Annotated in this window: 21 protein-coding genes and 4 pseudogenes; 19 read left to right on the top strand and 6 right to left on the bottom strand. The window is 67.1% G+C overall.

Annotation, left to right across the window (positions count from 1 at the left end; genetic code table 11):
* Window positions 1–44 precede the first annotated feature (44 nt).
* Together ACH4YP_RS42020 and ACH4YP_RS42025 are read right to left on the bottom strand one after the other, a co-directional pair.
* Complete coding sequence (locus ACH4YP_RS42020) at window positions 45–476, bottom strand: 3-oxoacyl-ACP synthase III family protein (RefSeq protein ID WP_398496448.1); 432 nt, start codon at window positions 474–476, stop codon at window positions 45–47.
* Between the two features lie 53 nt (window positions 477–529).
* The gene (locus tag ACH4YP_RS42025; RefSeq protein ID WP_398496449.1) at window positions 530–1,672 is read right to left on the bottom strand and encodes a zinc-binding alcohol dehydrogenase family protein; all 1,143 of its coding nucleotides are present in this window, start codon (window positions 1,670–1,672) and stop codon (window positions 530–532) included.
* A 154-nt stretch (window positions 1,673–1,826) separates the two neighbouring features.
* Here ACH4YP_RS42025 and ACH4YP_RS42030 point away from each other — a divergent pair, with 154 nt between their 5' ends.
* The 6 genes and pseudogenes from ACH4YP_RS42030 to ACH4YP_RS42055 form a co-directional block, all read left to right on the top strand.
* Window positions 1,827–2,456: a class I SAM-dependent methyltransferase gene (locus ACH4YP_RS42030; protein WP_398496451.1), complete on the top strand. Its 630-nt coding sequence runs from the start codon at window positions 1,827–1,829 to the stop codon at window positions 2,454–2,456.
* Window positions 2,453–3,313 carry a hypothetical protein gene (locus ACH4YP_RS42035; protein WP_361066327.1) on the top strand — a complete coding sequence of 287 codons (861 nt, stop codon included), beginning with the start codon at window positions 2,453–2,455 and terminating at the stop codon, window positions 3,311–3,313. The genes ACH4YP_RS42030 and ACH4YP_RS42035 overlap by 4 nt, the downstream gene beginning before the upstream one ends.
* Window positions 3,314–3,402: 89 nt before the next feature.
* Entirely contained in the window at window positions 3,403–3,822 is a 420-nt protein-coding gene (locus tag ACH4YP_RS42040; protein ID WP_398496453.1) for a hypothetical protein, read from the top strand.
* Entirely contained in the window at window positions 3,807–5,576 is a 1,770-nt protein-coding gene (locus ACH4YP_RS42045; protein WP_398496455.1) for a fatty acyl-AMP ligase, read from the top strand. Before ACH4YP_RS42040 ends, ACH4YP_RS42045 begins: the two co-directional genes overlap by 16 nt.
* On the top strand, window positions 5,573–7,165 hold the full coding sequence (locus tag ACH4YP_RS42050; RefSeq protein WP_398496456.1) for a type I polyketide synthase: 1,593 nt from the start codon (window positions 5,573–5,575) through the stop codon (window positions 7,163–7,165). The genes ACH4YP_RS42045 and ACH4YP_RS42050 overlap by 4 nt, the downstream gene beginning before the upstream one ends.
* Window positions 7,166–7,178: 13 nt before the next feature.
* Window positions 7,179–7,349, top strand: a pseudogene (locus tag ACH4YP_RS42055) (hypothetical protein); the annotation flags it as partial.
* Between the two features lie 19 nt (window positions 7,350–7,368).
* Here the strand turns inward: ACH4YP_RS42055 and ACH4YP_RS42060 are convergent.
* The gene (locus ACH4YP_RS42060) at window positions 7,369–7,596 is read right to left on the bottom strand and encodes a phosphopantetheine-binding protein (protein WP_361066316.1); all 228 of its coding nucleotides are present in this window, start codon (window positions 7,594–7,596) and stop codon (window positions 7,369–7,371) included.
* A 365-nt stretch (window positions 7,597–7,961) separates the two neighbouring features.
* Here ACH4YP_RS42060 and ACH4YP_RS42065 point away from each other — a divergent pair, with 365 nt between their 5' ends.
* The 6 genes from ACH4YP_RS42065 (at window position 7,962) to ACH4YP_RS42090 (ending at window position 13,141) form a co-directional block, all read left to right on the top strand.
* A complete protein-coding gene (locus tag ACH4YP_RS42065) occupies window positions 7,962–9,587 on the top strand; it encodes an AMP-binding protein (RefSeq protein ID WP_361066313.1) in 1,626 nt (541 codons plus the stop codon).
* 135 nt (window positions 9,588–9,722) lie between these two features.
* Window positions 9,723–9,872: a hypothetical protein gene (locus ACH4YP_RS42070; RefSeq protein WP_398496458.1), complete on the top strand. Its 150-nt coding sequence runs from the start codon at window positions 9,723–9,725 to the stop codon at window positions 9,870–9,872.
* A gap of 91 nt (window positions 9,873–9,963) precedes the next feature.
* The gene (locus ACH4YP_RS42075; RefSeq protein WP_398496460.1) at window positions 9,964–11,106 is read left to right on the top strand and encodes a salicylate synthase; all 1,143 of its coding nucleotides are present in this window, start codon (window positions 9,964–9,966) and stop codon (window positions 11,104–11,106) included.
* A 28-nt stretch (window positions 11,107–11,134) separates the two neighbouring features.
* The gene (locus tag ACH4YP_RS42080; RefSeq protein WP_361066308.1) at window positions 11,135–11,782 is read left to right on the top strand and encodes a TetR/AcrR family transcriptional regulator; all 648 of its coding nucleotides are present in this window, start codon (window positions 11,135–11,137) and stop codon (window positions 11,780–11,782) included.
* Window positions 11,783–11,855: 73 nt separating this feature from the next.
* Window positions 11,856–12,236: a BlaI/MecI/CopY family transcriptional regulator gene (locus ACH4YP_RS42085; RefSeq protein WP_361071995.1), complete on the top strand. Its 381-nt coding sequence runs from the start codon at window positions 11,856–11,858 to the stop codon at window positions 12,234–12,236.
* The gene (locus ACH4YP_RS42090; protein WP_398496463.1) at window positions 12,233–13,141 is read left to right on the top strand and encodes a M56 family metallopeptidase; all 909 of its coding nucleotides are present in this window, start codon (window positions 12,233–12,235) and stop codon (window positions 13,139–13,141) included. The genes ACH4YP_RS42085 and ACH4YP_RS42090 overlap by 4 nt, the downstream gene beginning before the upstream one ends.
* 51 nt (window positions 13,142–13,192) lie before the next feature.
* Here ACH4YP_RS42090 and ACH4YP_RS42095 read toward each other — a convergent pair whose 3' ends face one another.
* Entirely contained in the window at window positions 13,193–13,882 is a 690-nt protein-coding gene (locus ACH4YP_RS42095; protein WP_361072001.1) for a TetR/AcrR family transcriptional regulator, read from the bottom strand.
* Window positions 13,883–13,969: 87 nt separating this feature from the next.
* On the opposite strand from ACH4YP_RS42095, the gene ACH4YP_RS42100 reads away from it, so the two are divergent.
* Window positions 13,970–14,362 carry a hypothetical protein gene (locus ACH4YP_RS42100; protein WP_361072004.1) on the top strand — a complete coding sequence of 131 codons (393 nt, stop codon included), beginning with the start codon at window positions 13,970–13,972 and terminating at the stop codon, window positions 14,360–14,362.
* 224 nt (window positions 14,363–14,586) lie between these two features.
* Here ACH4YP_RS42100 and ACH4YP_RS42105 read toward each other — a convergent pair whose 3' ends face one another.
* Window positions 14,587–15,132: a DUF4396 domain-containing protein gene (locus ACH4YP_RS42105; RefSeq protein ID WP_398496465.1), complete on the bottom strand. Its 546-nt coding sequence runs from the start codon at window positions 15,130–15,132 to the stop codon at window positions 14,587–14,589.
* Window positions 15,133–15,378: 246 nt separating this feature from the next.
* On the opposite strand from ACH4YP_RS42105, the gene ACH4YP_RS42110 reads away from it, so the two are divergent.
* From ACH4YP_RS42110 to ACH4YP_RS42135, 6 genes and pseudogenes are all read left to right on the top strand, one after another.
* Window positions 15,379–15,666 carry a hypothetical protein gene (locus ACH4YP_RS42110; RefSeq protein WP_398496467.1) on the top strand — a complete coding sequence of 96 codons (288 nt, stop codon included), beginning with the start codon at window positions 15,379–15,381 and terminating at the stop codon, window positions 15,664–15,666.
* A 361-nt stretch (window positions 15,667–16,027) separates the two neighbouring features.
* On the top strand, window positions 16,028–16,318 hold the full coding sequence (locus ACH4YP_RS42115; RefSeq protein WP_361072007.1) for a cation transporter: 291 nt from the start codon (window positions 16,028–16,030) through the stop codon (window positions 16,316–16,318).
* A gap of 90 nt (window positions 16,319–16,408) precedes the next feature.
* Window positions 16,409–16,552 (top strand): annotated as a pseudogene (locus ACH4YP_RS42120) (cation transporter); the annotation flags it as partial.
* Between the two features lie 24 nt (window positions 16,553–16,576).
* Window positions 16,577–17,451 (top strand): annotated as a pseudogene (locus ACH4YP_RS42125) (HAD-IC family P-type ATPase); the annotation flags it as partial.
* 375 nt (window positions 17,452–17,826) lie between these two features.
* The gene (locus tag ACH4YP_RS42130) at window positions 17,827–18,741 is read left to right on the top strand and encodes a M56 family metallopeptidase (RefSeq protein WP_361072010.1); all 915 of its coding nucleotides are present in this window, start codon (window positions 17,827–17,829) and stop codon (window positions 18,739–18,741) included.
* Window positions 18,742–19,109: 368 nt separating this feature from the next.
* Window positions 19,110–20,006: a DUF5134 domain-containing protein gene (locus tag ACH4YP_RS42135; protein ID WP_398496469.1), complete on the top strand. Its 897-nt coding sequence runs from the start codon at window positions 19,110–19,112 to the stop codon at window positions 20,004–20,006.
* Window positions 20,007–20,513: 507 nt separating this feature from the next.
* Here the strand turns inward: ACH4YP_RS42135 and ACH4YP_RS42140 are convergent.
* Window positions 20,514–20,795: pseudogene (locus ACH4YP_RS42140) on the bottom strand (hypothetical protein); the annotation flags it as partial.
* Window positions 20,796–21,053 lie beyond the last annotated feature (258 nt).

Raw genomic sequence — 21,053 nt, forward strand, 5'->3', positions numbered from 1 at the left:
CTGCTCTCCCGGTCCCCTTGCTGCACAACGGACATGACGCCACGTCACTCACGAGACCGGCGAACCGGACCAATCCCAATCACGCAATGCCCCTGTCCCGGACACCCTCCGCTGTTCACGTCGAAGCCTGGAGTGGGCGGCATACCGGCCTTGTGTATGATCGCGGCCGCGGTGTTGGGCAGCATATGGTCGGGCGTGTAGGTGCTGCAGATGACCAGGTCCACGTCGCGGACGTTGATGTTCATCTGGTGGCAGGCGTCGGCAAGGGCCTTCGCTCCCAGATCGGACGACCACTCGTTGGGCGCGGAGAAGCGGCGCTCCTCGATGCCTATTCGCTCGCGAATCCATTCGTCGTTCGTCGGAAGCGTCCGCGCCAGCTCGGCGTTGGTGACGACCCGCTCCGGGAGGTATCGGCCGATCGCTCTGATTCCCACCCCTGGCCGGCTCTCCGTTTCGTACAGTGAATGCCTCGCCATGGAGTTATTTCCTTTCCCGAGCGGGTATCGTGCGACGAGTCCTCAGGCCTGATTCACGCGATAGAGCGGGAAGTAGGATTTGACCCTTCCTTTTGAGTAGTCCTCAGCGAGTCGCTCGACGTCGTCGAAGTCGTAGATTCCGGCCGGATCGATCGAGGGAATCCAGGCCGTCTGCTCCTGCTGGTCGCGCAGTCGTCGTATCGCCAGACATGTGTGTTCACGTGGAGGTGCCGATTGATGCATTCGCTCGCCCGCAGATTGTAGGTTCGCATCCCCTGCTTCCAGCCGACGGTGGTGATGACTCCTTGTCGAGCCATGGCCTTGACCGTTGCCTTGTAAAGCGGTGCTCCCATGTTGTCGACGAATATGGCCGCGCCGGTCCCATCGCTGAGTGCGTTGATCGTTCTCAGAAATTCCTTCTCGGACGTTCGGTAACTCGCGACTGAGGCGGGATCGCTCGGCGGGTTGTCAGGATCGTTGGTCAGATGAGGGAAGAGCCGCCGGTCCACTCCGATGATGCCGAGCCTGCCGAGTTCGGCCAGCCGGGCATCGCTGCCGGCCGTCATGGCGACCCGGAACCCGGCGCGTTTGGCCAGTTGCAGCTCGGCGAGCACGACGCCGCCGCCCCACCCGAAAACCAGGTGGTCGCCGGGGTCCTGGTCCTCCATCTGCGTCGACCAGCAGCGGTGGGCGATGCGCCAGTTGTCCCAAGCGGTGAAGTAGCGCGCGTATGCCGCCCACTGCGGGAGTGAATACTTGCTGTTCTCGGGAATTGGAAGGAGGAGATCGGAGTCTATTTTTGTGCGCTTCGCCAAGAGCCCAATGGTCTGCGGTGCCTCATAGGCGTAGACAAGTTCTGCATAGCCGTAGCGGTCGCGCTTCGAGAAGGGCATCACCATGCAGATGTCTCCTTCTTTGAGAGAGGCAGAAGTGCCCGGGTCCAGGATCCTCACAATGCCGAGGTTTCCCAGAACCACCCTTTCCTCGTCCCGGAGACGGCAGACATCGATCGGCGTTCGCGACCGCGCATGCTCAACGTTCGCTTCCCACGAGCCGTACAGGGGCTCGACCAATGCTTCGTGGTCTCTCGGTTCGACGAAGGAAAACGACTCGCGGTGTAGAGTCCCGGTCGGTCGAGTCTCCGCGTCGGTGGTCTCCGGACCGGCATGGAGCACCCAAGCATCAGTGTGGATCACGTTCGCCTCCTCGTCTCCTGAAATGACCGTAGCGATGAATGCGTGACAGAAGCAACAGGTCCTCAAATTTTCTACGACGTTGTAGTTCTACGAATTCGTAGAAATTCATGTGACTATTGCGGCGGTTCGGGCCTCGGGGCTAGAGTCGCCAGGCATGGGAAACGGTCGCGTATCTCAAGTGCTCGCCCGGCAATACGATCGCATTTCTGAAAGACTTGAAAGAGGTATCGGTGGACCCCAACTGCGCACCACTCTCGTGGGTGATCTGACCGGTCGGGTGGTGGAAATAGGTGCGGGCACCGGACGTAATCTTCCGTACTACAGCAAGGCTGACCACGTCGTTGCCGTCGAACCGTCCTCCGGGATGCGTACGCAATTGATGGGAAAAATAGAAAGCGCGGCACCCGTAGTAGAAGTCGTCGACGCGACGGGCGAACGCCTCCCCTTTGAGGACGGGGAGTTCGACGCCGCTGTCTCCTTTCTCCTTCTGTGCGTGGTGGACGATCTCGACGGCGTGCTGACCGAAATTCACCGAGTCCTGAAGCCTGGGGGAAGGTTGTCCTTCTTCGAGCATGTCCGTGACGTCGGCAGACGTGGCCGGACCCAGGATCTGACCAGCCCCCTGCTGCGGCGCGTGCAGTTCGGCTGCCGACCCAACCGGCGGTCGATCGAGCGCATGCAGGCCCTGGGATTCGAGGTGCAGGTTTCCGATCCGCCGGTGCCGATCAAGCCCAGGCCCCCCTTCAGCGGGCCCTACTTCACCGGAACGGCGATCCGCCAGTGACGGGGGCGTCGGTCTTCTCGAAAGCGCTGGCCGAGGTGCAGTTCCGAGTTCCGTACAGCAGTGCCTCCTCCTATCACGAGTACTACGGGAAGGGGGCGCCGCCGTGGCGTCTGGGCCGCGGCTGCGGCTGGCAGACCTTCGAGGTCGCGCGACTTGTGGAGCAGCGGTGTGGTGCTCGCCCGACGCATCTGTACGCGGGGGGCCACTCGCCGGCGATGTACTTCGGAGAGGGGGAGATCACGGTCCTCGACCCCTATCTGCCCCATCTCGAACCGCTCCGGCTGCGCCGCGCGGACGCGGTGTCCGGAACGGTGCGGGCAGGTACGGACGCCTATCCGCTCAGGGTTCGTGCCGACGGGACGCCCGCGCCGTCACGGTTGAGCGCGACGTGGTGGGTGGGCGATGGGGTCTTCCTCCTCGAGTACTCCCGATACAGCCCCCGACGATCCGCCATGGTGACGCATCGGGCGTTCACCTTTCATCTGGGCACAGAACTTCCGGCGTTCCCGGTGCCGGCGGGGTTCGCACGACGACTTCTGCTGGAGCCCATGCAGAACAACCTCTCTATCCGCGCCTTGCACCGCAAGGAACTCAGGATGGGCGAACTCGTCCTGCCGTTCGGCGGACGGCCGCGGGACCAACTGATGGACCCCGCCTTCCTGATCGCCAAGGACAACCAGGGCCGGGTGAGCAGAGCCGGGACACCCGAGTTCGACCGCGTACTGGAGTTGATCGCCGACGCGGTGAACGGCACACCTGCCGAAGTCACGGAGTTCGTCATGGATGCCGCGGCGATCTACCACCGGGTCGTACCGCTCGCCCAGAAGTGGCCCGAATACTCAGCGGAGGACGAGTGACAACGAGCTTTTTTCTGGCCGGCGTCATGCAGGGAGGCCGCCGCGACATAGATGCCGCCGACCAGTCATACCGTCTCCTGCTGCGAAGGATGATCGAAAGGCTCCACCCCTCCGCCGTGGTGTACGACCCCCATGAACTGGTGTTGCAGCGCTACGGCGACCGCGTAGCCGAGATCCGAGGGGCACTCGCGGCCGCCACCGGCGCCCCTGTCATCGTCCGCGAGCGCCTCGATCCCGAGGTGCTCGAACTCCTCGACGTGTTCCACGAGATGGCCCAGCTCGCCTCGGCCAGCGACATCTGCGTCGTCTGGCTGCCCGGACACGAACCCAGCATGGGCACCGCCGCCGAAATGTACGGCGCCTTCCAGGCGGGACGGACCGTCGTCACGATCACTGAGATGCGCTACAACGTGGCCGTCCTTTCGTGCTCGACGGTGATCCTTCCCGACCTGGCGGCGTTCTCCGACTGGCTTGCGAAGGACGGTGACTCGTTGTGCACGACATCGTGACGTCGGCCCTGCGGGAGGAACTCTCCGCACTGAACGGCGGATTCGCCGCAGCCGTGCGGGAACTCGCCAGGAAGCGCCCCGATGCGGTCGCCATGACTTTCCTCGACTACGAAACCGACTGGGCGGGCCGGAGGACCCGATTGACCCGCGGCGATCTCGACAGCAGAGCGACCGCGATGGCCGGACTGCTGCAGAAGCGGGCGAGTCCAGGCGACCGGGTGGCCATTCTCTGCCCCAACGGCCCCGAATACGTGGCGGCCTTCATGGGCTGCCTGTACGCCGGGCTGTTGCCCGTAACCCTGCTGCCGCCCGAGCTCCAACGCCGCACCGAGCGGCTGGCCCCCACCCTCGCGGACTGCACACCCGCGGTGGTCGTCACGATCAGTCGGCATCAGGACTCGGTCGCGGAGGCACTCGCCACGGTCGGCGGCTCAACATCCCGTGCGCATATCGTCCTCGCCGACCAAGTGGACGATGCGCACGCGGCCTCGTGGATCCCCGTGGACACGGATCTCTCCGGCACCGCCTATCTCCAGTACACCTCCGGCTCGACGAGGAATCCGGGCGGCGTCGAGGTCACGCATCAGAACATCGCGGTGTCGGTCGCCCAGCACGTCGACCGCCAACGCGTCGACGAGCACTCGACGATCGTGAGCTGGCTGCCGTTCTTCCACGACATGGGGCTCGTTTTCGCGTTGATCCTCCCGCTGGGCGTCGGGATTCCCGCGGTGCAGATGACCCCGTACGCCTTCATCCAGCAACCGCTGCGCTGGCTGGGGCTCTTCGGCGAGTACCGCGGGACACACACGATGATTCCCAACTTCGGGCTGGACGTGTGCGTGGATGCGATCCCTGAGGAGGACAGGTCGGGCCTCGACCTCTCGTCCATACGGTATTTCGGCAATGCCTCCGAACCTGTCCGGGCGCAATCCCTGGAGCGTTTCACTGAGGCGTACGCCCCTCACGGTTTCCGGCATACCGCCCACTCGCCCTGCTGGGGTCTGGCCGAGGCCACTCTGATCGTGACCGGGATCAGCGCGGAGGCCGAGCCGGTGGTGAGCAGCTTCGACCGTACGGCACTGGCCGCCGGCCGCGTCGAACCGTGCGCCGACACCGACCCGGTGGCCCGCCCTCTCGTGGGATGTGGCGAGGCCTTCCAGGGGCAGGACGTCCGCGTCGTTCATCCCGCCACGGGGCAGGAGGTACCCGTCGGCGAGGTGGGCGAACTGCTGGTCCGCGGCGGCAATGTGTGCCATGGGTACTGGCAGCGCGCGGACAGCGACGAGACGTTCCGCAACGTCCTGGACGGCGGAGCCCACTGGCTGCGCACAGGCGACCTCGGCTTCTTCCACAACACCGAACTGTTCATCGCCGGCCGGGCGAAGGACATCGTCATCGTCGACGGCCGCAACCATCACGCCATCGACATCGAGGTGACGGTCGAGCAGGTCAGTCCTGCGGTGCGGCGGGGGCATGTCGCCGCCTTCCCGGTCGAGACGGGGGAGCGTGAACTGGCCGTCGTGGTGGTCGAGTTGCGTCCGGATGCCACCGTCGACCCGGACGATCTGCGCACCGCGATCCGCGCCGCTGTGGCGGACGCGCACGACATTGATCTGCACGACGTCGCCCTCGTCACCCGCGGCACCATTCCCAAGACGTCCAGTGGCAAGTTGCGTCGCCGTGTCTGCCGGGACATGTACACCGGCGGGGAGCTCGCAGCACAGATCGTGGCAGCCGATCGGACGCCTTCATGACGGAGCTACGCCAGTGGCTGATGGAGCGGCTCGCCCGGCTGTGCGCCATCAAGGCCGACCGGATCGATGTCGACCGGCCGTTTCGGGAGTACGGACTGACGTCGAGGAACGCTGTCGCCCTGTCCGGCCAACTGGCACAGTTCCTCGGCAGGCCCGTCGCCCCGACGATCATCTGGGAACACCCGACGGTACGTCGGCTGACCGACCACCTGGACGGCACCGCGCGGCCTGCGCCGAAGCTCCGGCACGGCGAAGCAGCCACCACTGCCCGCCCCGGCGAGACTGTCGATCGTGCTCTCGCCGTGGTCGGTATCGGCTGTCGGCTGCCGGGCGGGATCTCCACACCTGACGGGCTCTGGGAGTTCCTCCGAGCCGGTGGTGACGCAGTACGTCGGGTACCGGAGGACCGATGGGAGGCATACCGCCTGGCGTCCCCGGCGCACGCCACGGTACTCGACCGCACTACCCAAGTCGGCGGCTTCCTCGACGACATCGAGGGATTCGACGCGGAGTTCTTCGGCATTTCTCCCGCGGAGTCCGCCGAGATGGACCCGCAGCAGCGGATGTTTCTGGAAGTCGCCTGGGAGTCCCTGGAACATGCGGGGATCCCCGTGGACACCCTGGCGGGCAGCCGCACGGGGGTGTTCGTCGGCGCCAGCGGGGACGACTTCGCGCGTCGACGCATGGAGGACCTTCAGGGCATCAACGGCTGGTCGCTACCGGGCACGACCCTCAGCGTGATCGCCAACAGGCTGTCCTACGTTCTTGACCTGAGCGGCCCGAGCCTCACCGTGGACACCGCCTGCTCGTCCTCGCTCGTCGCTCTGCACCTGGCGGCCCAGAGCCTGCTCACGGGCGAGAGTGAACTCGCGATCGTCGGTGGCGTCAACGTGCTGCTCTCGCCCGGTGGAACGGTGTACGCCGACCAGGCGTCGGCGTCCTCACCCACCGGACGCTGCCGTCCGTTCGACGCGGACGCGGACGGAATCGTACGCGGCGAAGGCTGCGTGAGTGTCGTACTCAAACGGTACGGCGACGCGGTGCGGGACGGCGACCGGGTGCTGTCCCTGGTACGCGCCACCGCCATGAACCAGGACGGCCGGTCGAACGGGCTGACAGCGCCCAGCCCCGCAGCGCAAGAAGCTTTGCTCGCTCAGGTGTACGCCAGTGCCGGCATCCCGTCGGCCGCGGTGGCCTATGTGGAGGCGCACGGCACCGGCACGCGCCTCGGCGACCCCATCGAAGCCGGCGCCCTGGGAAACGTCCTGGGGCGTGATCGGCCGCAAACCGCCCCCTTGCTGATCGGATCGGTCAAATCCAACCTCGGCCATCTCGAGGCCGCCGCCGGTCTCGTGGGTCTGGTGAAGAACGTCCTGGCACTCCACCGCGGACAGATTCCGCCCACCCTCCACTACACGCGGCCCAATCCCGCCATCGCACTGTCTGCCCTGGGTATGGAAGTGGTCTCCCAGCTGACCGAATGGCCCGCGGGTGACGGCGAACGCGTGGCCGGTATCAGTTCCTTCGGCATCGGCGGGACCAACGCGCACGCCGTTCTCTCCGACCTGCCCCGACCCGTACGCCCGTGACTGCGAGGTGTTCATGAAGTTCGGACTGCTTTCCGTCATCACCGACTTCTCCATCGACCCGAGAGAACTCGGACGCCAGGCGGAGGAGCGCGGCTTCGACTCCCTCTTCGTACCGGAGCACACGCACATGCCCGTACACATCGAAAGCCGGCGGCCGGACGGCGGACCGGTCGTCCCCGAAGCGATGCAGGGCCTCGACCCCTTCACGGCGCTGTCCGCGATCGCCGCCTCGACCTCCCGACTGCCAGTTCCGCGTAGTCGACCTCGGCTCCGGACGAGCGCCAGCGCCCGACGAGGGCCATGGTGCGGATTGAGTCGAGCCCGTGCGAGATCAGGTTGTCCGTCTCCGCCACGGCGTCCGGCGGCAGGCCGAGCACTTCGGACACGGCCTCGCGGATCTGGCGTTCCACAGCGGGTGCGGCGTGTGTCATCGCTGTCCTCTCTCCGGGACCTCGCCCACTGATTTAGCGGCGATTTTCTAATGGCGAGCGCGGGAAATTTATGGGATTCATGCCGTTGTCCTTGGAGTCACTCATGCCGACTCAACGTAAAACACCATGTGCGTCTCGGGGAAGGGAGGTACTCGAAGGAGTAGTACCCGGCAGGGGTATGTCGTAAGTGACCGGTTAATACTCTCAAGTCCGCCCAAAATGGAGCCAAACTTGGCTTTCACTTTACTGATTCATTGCCATTCATTTATTGACTTGGCTCTTTTGAGGAGACAGATTCTTTACGGTTCAGTAAGAGTTCGTGGATCCCTGAAAATCTCGATTTGAGGGGTGTTAATCCTGTGGACATGGTTTCGTGGCCCGCCGAATTCGTCGAACGGTATCGTCGTGCCGGCTACTGGAGGGGACGACCGCTGGGCGACCTGTTGCGCGACGGAGCGCGAGAGCACCCCGATGCCACCGCGCTGCTCTGCGGTGACCTGTTGTGGAGCTACGCCGAACTCGACGAGCGGAGCGACCGGCTCGCCGCCGGACTGGCCGAACTGGGCATCCGCGCCGGGGACCGGGTGGTCGTCCAACTTCCCAATGTCCCCGAGATGTTGCCGCTGCTCTTCGCCCTGTTCCGCCTGGGCGCTCTCCCCGTGCTGGGGCTGTCCGCCTACCGCAGCAGCGAAGCCGTTCACCTGTGCCTGAGCACCGATGCCGTCGCCTACATCATTCCCGACACGGATCCGGACACCGGCTTCGACTACCGCGGGCTCGCCGACGAAGTGCGCGCGAAGGCACCCTCACTGCGCCACGTGCTGGTCGCCGGGGACCCGGGGGCGCACACTCCCTTGCACGAGATCGACGCCGCCCCACGGCCATGGCCCGCGCCCCGGGCGAGCGACCCGGCATTGCTGCTGGTCTCCGGCGGCACCACGGGGCTGCCCAAGTTGATCCCGCGCACCCACGACGACTACTTCTACAACCTCCGCGCCAGCGCCGAGGCCTGCGGGCTGGACGAGAACAGTGTCTACCTCGCGGTGCTGCCCATGGGTCACAACTTTCCGCTCGCCTGCCCCGGCGTCCTCGGGGTGCTCCACGTCGGCGGCGCAGTCGCCCTGTGCCCGTCACCCAGCCCCGAGGTCGCGTTCGCCGCCATCGAACGGTTCAAGGCGACGGTCACCGCGGTCGTGCCACCCCTGGCCGCTCTGTGGTCCCAGGCCGTCCAATGGAATACCGCCGACATCACCAGCCTCGAGCTCCTCCAGGTGGGCGGTGCCCGGCTCTCCCCGGACACGGCCCGGCTCATCGGCCCGGCCCTCGGCTGCGAACTCCAGCAAGTGTTCGGCATGGCGGAGGGCCTGCTCAGCTATACCCGCCGGGGCGACGACGCGGAGACCGTTGCGACAACTCAAGGCCTCCCGCTCTGCCCCGACGACGAGATACGGATCGTGGACGAGGCGGACCGAGACGTCCCGCCCGGCGCCGTCGGCAACCTGATCACCCGAGGTCCGTACACGCTACGCGGCTACTACCGTGCGCCCACACACAACCTCCGGGCCTTCACCTCGGATGGCTTCTACCGCACCGGCGATCTGGTGAGGCTCACTCCGGAAGGTCGACTCGTCGTCGAGGGCCGGGAGAAGGACCTCGTGAACCGAGGCGGAGACAAGGTCTCCGCGGACGAGTTGCAGAACCATCTGCGGGCTCACCCGGCGGTCCTCGACGCCGCCGTGGTGCCTGTTCCCGACTCGTATCTCGGCGAGCGAACCTGTGCCTGCCTGCTCCTGCGCGAAGGATACGACGACGTGCCCGACATGGCCGCCTTCCTGCACGACCGAGGGCTGGCGGCGTACAAGATCCCCGACGTGGTGAGGATCTGCGACTCCTTTCCTCTGACCAGCGTGGGCAAGGTCGACAAACGCGAACTTGCCCGGTCCGTCGCGCCCGACCCCGGTGCGACGGCAGCGGACCTCCGCGCCCGGTGACCCCAGGGCGGATCCCCGTTCCCGGTGCCTCTGGGATGCGTCTCCGCTCCGGCGATCCCGGGACGGGGCCCAGAGGGAACCCGCCCGTCGGAGTGTTCCGGTCCGACCAGATGACCTTCAACCTTGAGGACACCCATGGCCGAACGGCAGCGCTACTTCGAATTCACCGTGCCGGTTCAGGGCGACCCGATGCTCCACGCCACCCGCCTCGCCCGCCGCGGACCGTACGAGCAGTACGTGGTGTACGAACGACAGGGCGCCTGGTGCTACGCGGGGGGGCGCTGAAGCCGAACTCACCGTCTTCCGCGACGTCATCGACTTCAGGGCAGGGACGGAACGCTCCTCCGTGCCGTGCGCGCACGAACCGCTGCGGCAAGTGCACCAGCTGCTCGGCAGCCTGCCGCTCGACGGCTGGCGCGCATACGGCTGGGCGTCGTTCGAGCTCTCATACGCGCTCGCCGACCGAGCAGACGAAGAGGTCCCATCGGGCGGGGATGCCTTACTGCATCTCGTGGTACCCGCGGTAGAGGTGCGCCTCCGCTCAGGCGAAGCACTGATCCGATGTACCGACCCCGCGATGGCGGACAAGGTCCGCAGCCTCCTGGCCGACGCAGACTCCGACCCAGTGCCCGCGCCTGCGTTCTCCGCGGACATCTCCGCCGGCGGACGCGAGCCGTACCAGACGGCGGTGTCCGCCGCGGTGTCGGCCATCCGCAGCGGCGAACTGCACAAGGTCATCCTCTCCCGGACCGTCGAGGTGGAGCAGGAAATAGATCTGGTCGGCACGTATGTGACGGGCCGGCGGGCCAACAACCCGGCCCGCTCCTTCCTGTTGCGTCTCGGCGGCATCGAAGCCGCCGGGTTCAGTCCGGAAACCGTCGTGGAGGTCGCCGCCGACGGAACCGTCTCCACCCAACCGCTCGCCGGCACCCGCGCCCTCACCGGGGACGCGCCCCAGGATGCACAACTACGGATCGAACTGCTCGCAGACGCAAAGGAGGTGTACGAGCACGCCATATCGGTTCAGGTGGCCTGGAACGAGATGACCGCGGTATGCGCCCCCGGGTCGGTACGGGTTGAAGAGCTGATGGACGTGAAGCAGCGCGGCAGTGTCCAGCACATCGCCTCGCGTGTCACCGGTCGCCTCGCCGAGCGCACCGAGGGACCCTGGCCGGCCCTGGCCGCCGTCTTCCCGGCCGTCACCGCGTCCGGCGTGCCCAAATCGGCCGCGTACGACCTGATCCGCCGTCATGAGCCTGAACTCCGAGGTCTGTACAGCGGCGCGGTCCTGATGGTCAGCAGCGAGGGTGATCTGGACGCCGCCCTGGTGCTGCGCACCGTGTACCGGAGCCGGGGGCGTACGTGGCTTCGGGCCGGGGCCGGCATCGTCGGCGAATCCCGCCCCGAGCGTGAATTCGAGGAGACCTGCGAGAAGCTCCGGAGCGTCTCCCGGCATCTCGTCCCGGCGCACGATTCGGCGACCGCGGAGTGTCAGGCCAAGGTCAGCAGTTCTGGATGAGAAAGGGCCGGTGACGTACCCTCCACCCATGCCTACGACTCCCAGCCGCAACGCGCAGTACGGCGGCGCGGCGCGGACGGCTTCCGGTGCATCCGGTGGGGCGCCACGGCGGCGCGCCGACGCTGAGCGCAGCATCGGCTCGATCGTCGCCGCCGGGCTCGAGTGCTTCCGCGAGGACCCGAACGCCAGCATGACAGCCGTCGCTCGCGCCGCAGGAGTCAGCCGGGTGACGCTGTACGCCCATTTCCCGTCGCGTGAGGAGCTGTTCGAGGCAGTCCTGGCCTACTCGGTGAGCGAGGCGGACAAGGCCCTCGAAGCACAAGAGCTGGACAGCGGACCCGCCGACGAGAGCATGGTCCGGATGGTGCGTTCCTGCTGGAGGATCCTGGCTCAGCACTCCTTTCTGGTGACCGCCTCCGAAGGGCTCGTCGGAGAGCCGCGCCGGCGCCGGCAGCACCGCAAGGTGCTGGACCGGGTCGACCGGCTCATCGCCCGAGGCCAGGAGGAAGGCGTCTTCCGCACCGACCTTCCCCGTCCCTGGCTGGTCACCGTCTTCTACAGTCTGCTGCACGCCGCGGCCGGGGAGACCGGGGCGCGGCGACTCAAGGCCGGGGAGGCCGCATCCACGCTGGAGCTCACCCTGCTCGCCATGCTCAAAAAGCCCGAGCCCCACTAAGAACCGGAGTCCGGGAGGGCACCGGGCTCGTCGCCGTCGCTATGATCGCAGCGCGTGCTGGGGAGGACGGGCGATGTGGAACCTGGGAAGTCTCGAGGCTGAAGTGATGGACCGGATCTGGTCCAACGAGGAACCGGTCACGGTCCGAGACGTGGCGGGGGAGATCAACTCCGCCAGGGCACAACCGCTCGCGTACACCACGGTCATGACCACGATGTACAAGCTGTTCCGCAAGGGCTGGCTGGAGCGCAGCAAGTCCGGCAAGCAGTACTTCTACGCACCCGTCGAGGCTCGGGACGCCTGCGTCGCCCGTCTCATGACGCAGGTGCTCGGAAAGAGCGCCGATCAGGAGGTCGCGCTCCTCCACTTCGTCGAAGGACTCGGCTCGGAGGGATCGACAGCGCTCCGCTCCGCCCTGCACCGGCTCCCCGCCGAAGACGACTCCGACGCATGATCCGCCTCACGCTGCTGGCCGGCTATTTGGTGGTGTGCGCGACCTGGGTTCCGTGGATGCTGTCCCGGGCCGTATGGGTCTCGCGTTTCCCTCGTGCGGCCATAGCGCTCTGGGCGGGCTTGGTGGTGGCGGTTTCGGCCGGAGCGGTGGCATTCGGAGCGATGACCGCGCGACACGTGCGGTGGCACGCCGCCGACCTCGTCTGGGGCTGGACACGGCTCCTTGACGCCTTGGGGGGACACCTGGCGGTCATCCTGTGCGTGGCGGGTGCGTTGAGCGCCGCGGTGGTCGTCCTGCGCGGGGTCATCGTCGGCACGGGCTCGCTCTGGCACCTGCGCAAGGGATGGCGCGATCACGTGGACGCACTTGACCTGCTGGCCCGTCCGCTGGAGGACCTGCCCGCAGTGGTCCTGGAGCACACGGTGCCGGCCGCCTACTGCGTACCGACCAAGGGAGGGCGCGTGGTACTCACCTCCGGTGCACTGCGACGGCTTCCGCCCGGCACGGTGGCCGCAGTCATGGCCCATGAGCAGGCGCACCTGCGTGGTCGGCATCACCTGATGGCGGCTCTGGCGGCTTCGCTCGCCCGAGCGTTCCCCTACGTGCCGTTGTTCCGCCTGGTCCGCCCTGCCATGACCCGGCTCATCGAACTGGCCGCGGACGACCATGCGTCCCGACGTTGCCGTACGGAGTCGGTGGCCACGGCTCTGTCCGTCCTGGTCGCGATGCCGCTCGGCGCGGGGGCGTTGCAGGCGGGCGCCGAAGGGGACGGCGAACGTATCCGCCGATTGCACCGAACTCCCGCGAGTGGGCGACGACAGTCCGTGGCGGCCGTGGGTGGCTTTCTGGCCACGGTTGCTTCGTCGGCCCTGGTCGCGACCTGGGCGTGGGCGGGCGGGTGGTGATGCCGACTGTTCCGTGGGACGGAACCTCGGTTGTAGGCCGGAAGGCCCGCGTTACGCCTCACGGGCAGAGGACTCGATGGCCCGGACGAGCATGGCGATCTCGTCGTCGAAGACCTGCCGGGACGTGACCTCGCGCAGATAGGGACCGGCGGCGCGGAGGCGCGGATACTCGCCGACCTGCTTGGCCAGAACCAGCAGGCTGGCGGTGCGGTGGTGATCCATGGGATCGCCGAGCAGTTCACGGTGGAGCCGTCCGAGGACCAGGTCGATGAAGAGCACGTAGTGGCGGGCCGCCTGGCGTTCGTCGAGTCCGGCGTCGGCGAGGACGTCCAGCACGGTCTCGATCAGCCGTAGCGCGCCGGGTCCGTGGTTGGCACGGGTCATGAGGATGTCGACGAGACCGGGATAGGCGGCCAGTTCGCGGCGCATGCCGTCGGCGAGCCGCTGCAGCCGCTCCTGCCAAGGGCCTTCGTCGATGTCCGGCGGCACGACATCGTGTTCCGCGATGGCGTTCATCACGAGATCGATCAGCCCGTTCTTGTCCGGCACGTGCCGGTACAGCGCCATACGCGAGGCACCGAGGTCGGACGCGAGCCGCCGGATCGTCAGCGCATGCATGCCTTCATTGCGCGCGATCTCCAGAGCGGCGGCCACGATCTGTGCACGGCTCAGACTTCCCCAGGCGCGGCGGCCTGAAGATGTGCCTGCTGCTTCGGGGGCTTCGTCACAGGCAGAACCCATGCGGAGAACCGTACTTGAGTATCTTGCGGACGCTTGTCCGCAAGATTTAGGGTTGCCTAACCTGATGTCAAGTCAGAGGAGAGATCCATGTCCGTCGAATGGTCGGGCTGGCCTTTGTTGGAGATCGGCGTCGCCGAATTGCCGCACGCCGAGGCCCGCTCGCTCGTGGTAAGCACCCTGAGTGCGGCGCTCGAGCGAGGTGAACCGTTTGCCGCCCTGGTGCAGATGCCGCCCGGTGCTCCGCGCGGTGGAGGCGCTCCGGATGCGGTCCAGCAGGTCCGTTCTCTGCGGGAACTGCGCCCCGGACTGGCTGAACGCTGTCGTGGTCTGGCGTTCGTACTGTCCGCCGAGGAGCAGGCTCGGCACTCCAAGGTGATCCAGTCCGGCACAACGGTGTGGGGCTGTCCGACGACAGCCGTCGACGGCCCGAAGACGGCCCGAGCCTGGCTCCACGACTGCCTCGCCAAGGATGTCCTCTGATGTGGGTCATCGCAGGGCTTACCGCCCTTGTCCTCGCCGTCCGTCGCAGGGTCAGGGCTCGTGCGGACCGTCGAAATGGAGCGTCGTCTCTCCCTCATGCCCGGCCTTAAGACGTCGCCGGATTTTCTGCGCCCGTTGGCGCCGCCCGCCCAGCAATGTCCAGACGCGCCAGGGCACCCTCTTGCTTTCAGGGTGTCCTGGGCGGGCATTGATCAGGACGCTGGTCAGTGGTAAGCGTGGACGACGGCGTGGCCCTTGCCGCGGCCGATCATCCACTTGTTCACAGGCGTGGTGATCAAGAACGCGATTCCGAACCCGCCCAGCAGTGCCGACCAGAACAACCCGTCGGAAAGGTGGGCGTCCATCGCGCCCGGGGTGAGGGCGATGATGGCATTGTCGACCAGCTCCATCACGGCGATGGAAACGGTATCGGCGGCGAGTGCCACCTTGATCGCAGTCTTGAAGCCCAGTCCGGCCCGACGCACGGCGAACAGTGTGAACGAATAGCCGAACAGGAACGCGAGCGCGATCGCGAGGATCATGGTCGGCACATTGCCCCAGCCCAGGGCAGTACCAATGACCATGCCGAGGATCTCGCCGATGGCGCACCCGGTCAGGCAATGCAGCGTCGCCTTCGCGGCCATTGCCCAGGACACTCCACCGTGCCCTCTGCGGACCATCTCATGGTCGCCGTGAGTGTCATGCCCCCCGTTGGCGGCCTGGTCGTGCCCGCCGCTGGTCTGGTGAGCGTCGTGGTCCATGATCTTCATCCCCATTCCCGTTGGTCGTGGCCCGTCCCCGAGCTACGGCCACAGATTATATACCCCTAGGGGGTATATAGCCAAGAGGGTTGTCCCGCGCGGCGGATCCCCCTGGAGCACTGCGGCCATCGTGCTCGCTGTAGGCGCTGACTCCGACCGGGCCACCGGGGTGGGCCGGTGCTTGGACGGGTGACCGCTTCGAGGGACCTGTCTCGTTCCTCGTCGGAGAGGTCGATTGCGCTCCCACGGACGTCCATGACCGCTCCCTTCGCCGCGGTGCCCACAGCCGCCGTCGCGTCGGTCGCCGCCGGGTGGACGGTGGTGCTCGAGATGGCCTGCGGCCGGAACTCCGTGCAGGCCCGCGAAGAACGGATGCGAGGGATCGCTGGGCAGCAGTCGGGTGATCGGAGCGGCGAACGGCTCTCCCGACCTTGTGTGCAGCACCGCATGCTGGCGGGGCCGAGCTCGATCTGGAGGATCGCGCCGGATCGGTACTTGTTGACCTCGATCTCCGCCTTCCGGATGCCGACGGGACCGCAGTGATTTTTCCCTCCATGCTCCCCCGCTCGGACGCCCCGGTTCGCACACGTACTCGGCGATAGGCGGCTGGACGTGCGCGGCCGCCGATGGTTTGGGCCGACGGCATCGGTATGTGGAGGTGCGTCGGCAGTCTCCACGCTTCGGTCCCACCAGCCAGTCGCCCTGCCGGCGCATGAAGGCGCGCAGGGGGACGCGTGGGAAGGCCGTGTCCCTGAGTGTCCCTTCCCGGTGTGGTGCGCCTTGGGCCGTGAGGCAGCCGCGATGCGCCCCAGGCCAGTTGCCATCGATACGGGTAGGGGGTATACAGGACCCCGTGATACCCCCTCCGGGTATCTGGCTACCAATCGGCTCCGAGGGGGAACCCATGTCGTGCTGCAGCTCTGACGGCCACTGCTCCACCGACCAGACCGCGGGCGAGCAGGCTGGAGGGATCACGACCGTGTACTCGGTCACCGGGATGACCTGCGACCACTGCGAGCAGTCCGTCAGCTCGGCCATATCCGCGCTCGACGGCGTGACTGGTGTGAAGGTCGACGTCAAGACCGGCCTGGTCACTGTGGTGTCCGACGCCGAGCTCGACGATGCCCTCGTCCGCGAGACGGTCGACGAGGCCGGCTACGAGGTGGCCGGCGGCGCCGCGACTCACGCGCACTGACCCCGCACACCGGGCGCGAGGGGCCGCCAACCGGCGGCCCTCATGGCGGATCTGATAAACGCCGCATGACCCGAGCCAAGGGGGGCTGTCATGACGACCGCGACGGGTGGCGCAACCGAGGTCGAACTGGCCATCGGCGGGATGACCTGCTCCTCGTGCGCGGCCCGCATCGAGAAGAAGCTCAACCGCATGGACGGCGTTGAGGCCACGGTCAACTACGCCACCGAGAAAGCCAAGGTCGCCTTCTTCGGTGAGGTCACGGTCGTGCTGGACAAGACCGGAACTGTTACCACCGGTAAGATGACGCTCCTCGACGTCCACGTCGCCGACGGCCAGGAGAAGAACGAGGTGCTGTGGCTCGCCGGAGCGCTGGAGGACGCATCCGAACACCCCATCGCCCAGGCCGTCGCCACCGGCGCCGCCGAGCGCGTGGGCACCCGGCCCGTCCCGAAAGACTTCGCCAACATCCCCGGCCTCGGCGTCCAGGGCGTTGTCGATGGCCGCGCCGTCCTCGTCGGCCGCGAGAAGTTGCTCGGCGACTGGGCGATGGCGTTGCCCTCCGGCCTGGTCGCGGCCGAGTCCAAGGGCCGTACGGCGATCGCCGTGGCCTGGGATGGCGAGGCCCGAGCCGTCCTGGAGGTCGCCGACGTGGTCAAGCCGACCAGCGCCGAGGCGATCCGCCGACTGCGCTACCTCGGTCTGACCCCGGTACTCCTGACCGGCGGCAACGAGGCCGTAGCGCAGGCGGTGGCCGCCGAGGTCGGCATCGGCCAAGTGATAGCCGAGGTCATGCCGGAGGACATGGCCGACGTCGTCAAGAAGCTCCAGGAGAAGGGCCGGTTGGCCGTGATGGTGGGCGGCGGGGTCAACGACGCCGCAGCCCTCGCCCAGGTCGACCTCGGTCTGGCCATGGACACCGGCACCGACGCGGCCATCGAGGCTGGCAACCTGACGCTCGCGCGCGGCGATCTGCGGGTCGCGGCTGACGCCATTCGGATCTCCCGCTGCACCCTGGCCACCATCAGGGCAACCTCTTCTGGGCCTTCGGCTACAACGTCGCCGCCATGGCCTTCTCGTCCGTGTTCGTCGTCGGGGACTCGCTGAGACTGCGCCGATTCCAGGCAATCTCCTGAGTGCCCGATCGCAGGCCTGGCACCGATCGGCGGGTTTCGGGCCTGCAACGGTTCTACGATGAACTGCCTCTGCTGCCGGACTGGAGAAACCTCAGGCGGCGGCTCGGGTACGTTGAAGCGGAGCTTTTGAACAGCCTGCGCAGACGGAGGTATCCGGTGGCAGCGCGGGGGAGCGGCGACGAGTTCGACAGGACCAGACTGGTCACGTGTGCCACGGCCATGGCCGTCGGCGAAATCACCCAACAGTAAAGGCGTGCTGGTGCGCGAACAGATGCAGAGCCGAGCCTGGCTGCACGAGCCGGTCCGCAACCGCGAGGACTGTCCCGCGGCTGTCGGACACGGTCCTTTGCGGACCGCGGGGAGGGGCGGCGCCGCATGACCGCAGCCCCCGCACTCATCGGCTACGCGGCCGCCGTTGGTGTCGCAGCTCCGCGTCTCCTTCTCCGCAGCACGTGGACGCACCGTTCACCTGCCCTTGCCGTCGCGACGTGGCATGCGCTGACCGTGTCCTTCACCCTGGCGGTTGCGCTGGCTGCCTACCACTTCGCCGTGCCGACGGAGCACCTCCACGCAGGTGTGGTCGGCATCCTCCACACCTGTGGACTGGCTCTCGGCACCGGCAGCACACCCAATCCGGACACAGTGGATGCTCTGGCGATCGCCCTGCCCGTCTTGCTGATGGCGCTCCTGCTTGGGTCCTTCGCCTACCAAGTGGTACGCGCGCGTCGGGCACGCTCGCGCCACCTGTACATTCTGGACGTCGTCGGCCGCCGCTCGACCTCACTGCGCGCCACCGTCCTGGAACACGACCTGCCCGCCGCCTACTGCCTGCCCGGCCTGAACCCCCGCGTAGTCGTCAGCCGAGGTGCCCTGCGTCTGCTCTCCGACGACCAGCTCGACGCCGTACTGGAACACGAGCGGGCTCACATCGCGGGCCGCCACCACTTGGCCATGGCCACCGTGGAGGCGTTCGCGTGGGTGTTCTGGTGGCTGCCGCTGGGGCGGCACGCGCGGGAGCAGACCGCGGTGCTCCTGGAGATGAGCGCCGATGACCGTGCCCTGCGCTGCCAGCCACGCGAGGTTCTCGCCACGGCCCTATACGAGATGGCCGCCGCGAAGGCGCCTCGGGGCGCCTTCTCCATCGGTGGCCCCGCCGCCCTGGCACGGCTCCAGCGCGTGCTCGCTCCGCCGCGGCGCCCGCATCCGTTGCTGTCCGTCTCGATGGCGGCCGCAGCCGTGACCGTGCCACTGATCCCCTTGCTCGTCGGCTGCACTCCGAGCATCGGATAGATCCGCCGGTATCCGCGCCGTCCATCTCGATGGTGGCCCGCTGCGTGCTGCCCGCCCGCCTGCCCTGCGCGCGGTAGTGAATCGGGACGTGATCTGAAGCGCCCTGATACGCCGCCCCGGAGTCCCGTCCGCGTGTCTGCACCGCAGGCGGCGTATCCGACCGGCCGCAGACGGTCACTCCCACTGTGGCCGTGCGGGCCTGCATGCGGAACATCGAGCACCCGAAATCCATCGGTCCCGTGAACGGTCACCAAGTCGGCTACGTACTAAGGACATCAGTAGTTGACCGTCGGAGGACTCGAAGGCTGCCGTGCCGCGAGTCGGTGTTCGGCCGAGCCCGCTCGTCAGCCGGCCGATGCGGAAGGGTGATGATGGGAAGTCTGTCTCTGAGCTGGTCGGTTGCGCTGATCGCCGGCCTGGTAGCCGCAGTCAGTATGGTTCGGGTGCTTACCACCAGGGGCGGAGTGAGGTTCGCTGCGGGCGGCGATCTACTGATGGGCGTGTGTATGGCGGCTATGGCGTTGCCCGCGACCGCGGCCTGGTACGCCGGGTACGGCATGTGGTGGGCAGCGGTGTTCGCCCTTCTTGGTCTGGGCGGTGTGGTGATGGCGGTACGTCACACGAAGGAATCCGGCTGGGGCTACGGCCGCCACTGGGTACACCTCATCGTCGGCAGCGTCGGCATGGTGATCATGACGCTGGCCATGACGAGCACCTCCTCGGGGCCGGTACTCGCCCTGGGAACCTCCATGGCGGACATGCCGGGTATGGAGCACATGGCCGGCATGGAGAACACGACGGCAGACATGGAACACATAGGCGGTATGGAGGGCATGGCGGGAATGGAGATGCCGGGCATGGCCGCCGCCGCTGCCGGCAGCGACACGCCAGATGCTCCTGCTTCCACCTCTGTATGGCGGTTCGTTGTCGGGGCGCTCGCGGTGTACTTCCTTCTGTCGATCGGTGCGTCTGTGTGGGCGCGGGTCCGCGGCACCGATCGGATAGCATCCGCGGCAGGCCGGGAAGCAGGCCGTCGCAGGGCCTGGGTTCACTGGGCGCTCGCGATGCCGGACACCGTGGTCGTCTTCGTCGCTTCCCTGACCATCTCCGTGTGGGACAAAGCCCGCACCGCCCGTGGGCGCGGCGCCGGCAACAGCGGCCACGGACGGCGTCGCCGGCTCGGTGCTGCGCCGGACGCGGCCTTGGCCGCACACATTGGCATGGGAGGAGCCATGTCGTCGATGATGCTGATGATGGTTGCCTGACCGTCCGCGCGGGCGATGCCCGTATCTGCACCGGAGGGACGCCTCCGCGACCGCCGACACCACATCGCGGCCTTGCTCCACCAGCCCCAGTGCGTCGCGGTCGGCGGCATTTCTCACGAATCGACTCCGTGAATGCGGCTGGCGCAAGCCTTGCGCAACCAGAGCTGGGTAGCCATCGGACGCAGCGTCGTCCGCCGTAATTCCGGAAGATCTCCACGAGTGCGTACTGATAGGTGGCCCAGGAGCGGACGTGCGGTGATTCCCAACCAGGTCAGACAAGCCGGGTGGCGTCCTCGCCGCCTCCACCACAGCCTCGTACGACCGAATGCCTTCGGATAGTCGCACCGACGAGTGCCGGTACCGGAGGCTGTGCGGGGAGTGGACCGGCATGCCTTCGGACGAACCGCACCCGTCAGATGACATCGCGGCCTTCTCTCCGGCGGGCGTAGTCGCGTACCACTTGCTGTCGTTGGCCTGGCCGTTCATCTCCCCGGCCTTCGCATCGCCCATGTAGCGGTACAGCGGTCGGCCGACGAGAGTGAGCTGCTTCATGCCGTCCGAGCGGTCCACTGAACCGACGAGGTTCTTCTTTGCGTCCATCGCCTGGACGGAATCCTCCGCCATGACCGGCATCCAGGTCTTCGTGCAGTCACCGGCGCACATGGACTCGGACGGGGACGCCTGGTCCATCTCGTAGCGGTAGAGGGTCATCCCTTTGTCGTCGGTGAGGAAGGTGCCCATGCCCTCCACCTCCTTGGTCATCAGCGTCGAGGTGGTGGCCATGCCCATGCTGTCCGCATCACCGCTGCCGGTCGGGGCGGAAGACGCGGAGGCAGAAGCCTCTGCGGCATCGTGGTTCGTGTCGGAGGCGCTGTCTTCGGAGCTGCCGCACGCTGTCAGTGAGAGTGCGGCGGCGACGTCTGCGTCTGCGGCCAGGACAACACGGTGGTGGATCACGGTGGGTCCCTTCACTGATCCCTATGTCTACTTACCCCCTTAGTGAGTCGGGTCGCTGCGGACCGTTCAGGCCGCGGGTGTTTCACATGA

It is taken from the genome of Streptomyces sp. NPDC020747 (assembly GCF_044334695.1).
Taxonomy (GTDB): domain Bacteria; phylum Actinomycetota; class Actinomycetes; order Streptomycetales; family Streptomycetaceae; genus Streptomyces.

Excerpts from the sequence above, each read along its gene's own strand:
- ACH4YP_RS42020 (WP_398496448.1), bottom strand. The coding sequence starts at position 476 with ATGGCGAGGCATTCACTGTACGAAACGGAGAGCCGGCCAGGGGTGGGA.
- ACH4YP_RS42030 (WP_398496451.1), top strand. The coding sequence starts at position 1,827 with ATGGGAAACGGTCGCGTATCTCAAGTGCTCGCCCGGCAATACGATCGC.
- ACH4YP_RS42040 (WP_398496453.1), top strand. The coding sequence starts at position 3,403 with ATGATCGAAAGGCTCCACCCCTCCGCCGTGGTGTACGACCCCCATGAA.
- ACH4YP_RS42050 (WP_398496456.1), top strand. The coding sequence starts at position 5,573 with ATGACGGAGCTACGCCAGTGGCTGATGGAGCGGCTCGCCCGGCTGTGC.
- ACH4YP_RS42060 (WP_361066316.1), bottom strand. The coding sequence starts at position 7,596 with ATGACACACGCCGCACCCGCTGTGGAACGCCAGATCCGCGAGGCCGTG.
- ACH4YP_RS42065 (WP_361066313.1), top strand. The coding sequence starts at position 7,962 with ATGGTTTCGTGGCCCGCCGAATTCGTCGAACGGTATCGTCGTGCCGGC.
- ACH4YP_RS42070 (WP_398496458.1), top strand. The coding sequence starts at position 9,723 with ATGGCCGAACGGCAGCGCTACTTCGAATTCACCGTGCCGGTTCAGGGC.
- ACH4YP_RS42080 (WP_361066308.1), top strand. The coding sequence starts at position 11,135 with ATGCCTACGACTCCCAGCCGCAACGCGCAGTACGGCGGCGCGGCGCGG.
- ACH4YP_RS42085 (WP_361071995.1), top strand. The coding sequence starts at position 11,856 with ATGTGGAACCTGGGAAGTCTCGAGGCTGAAGTGATGGACCGGATCTGG.
- ACH4YP_RS42090 (WP_398496463.1), top strand. The coding sequence starts at position 12,233 with ATGATCCGCCTCACGCTGCTGGCCGGCTATTTGGTGGTGTGCGCGACC.
- ACH4YP_RS42095 (WP_361072001.1), bottom strand. The coding sequence starts at position 13,882 with ATGGGTTCTGCCTGTGACGAAGCCCCCGAAGCAGCAGGCACATCTTCA.
- ACH4YP_RS42100 (WP_361072004.1), top strand. The coding sequence starts at position 13,970 with ATGTCCGTCGAATGGTCGGGCTGGCCTTTGTTGGAGATCGGCGTCGCC.
- ACH4YP_RS42105 (WP_398496465.1), bottom strand. The coding sequence starts at position 15,132 with ATGAAGATCATGGACCACGACGCTCACCAGACCAGCGGCGGGCACGAC.
- ACH4YP_RS42110 (WP_398496467.1), top strand. The coding sequence starts at position 15,379 with ATGACCGCTCCCTTCGCCGCGGTGCCCACAGCCGCCGTCGCGTCGGTC.
- ACH4YP_RS42115 (WP_361072007.1), top strand. The coding sequence starts at position 16,028 with ATGTCGTGCTGCAGCTCTGACGGCCACTGCTCCACCGACCAGACCGCG.
- ACH4YP_RS42130 (WP_361072010.1), top strand. The coding sequence starts at position 17,827 with ATGACCGCAGCCCCCGCACTCATCGGCTACGCGGCCGCCGTTGGTGTC.
- ACH4YP_RS42135 (WP_398496469.1), top strand. The coding sequence starts at position 19,110 with ATGATGGGAAGTCTGTCTCTGAGCTGGTCGGTTGCGCTGATCGCCGGC.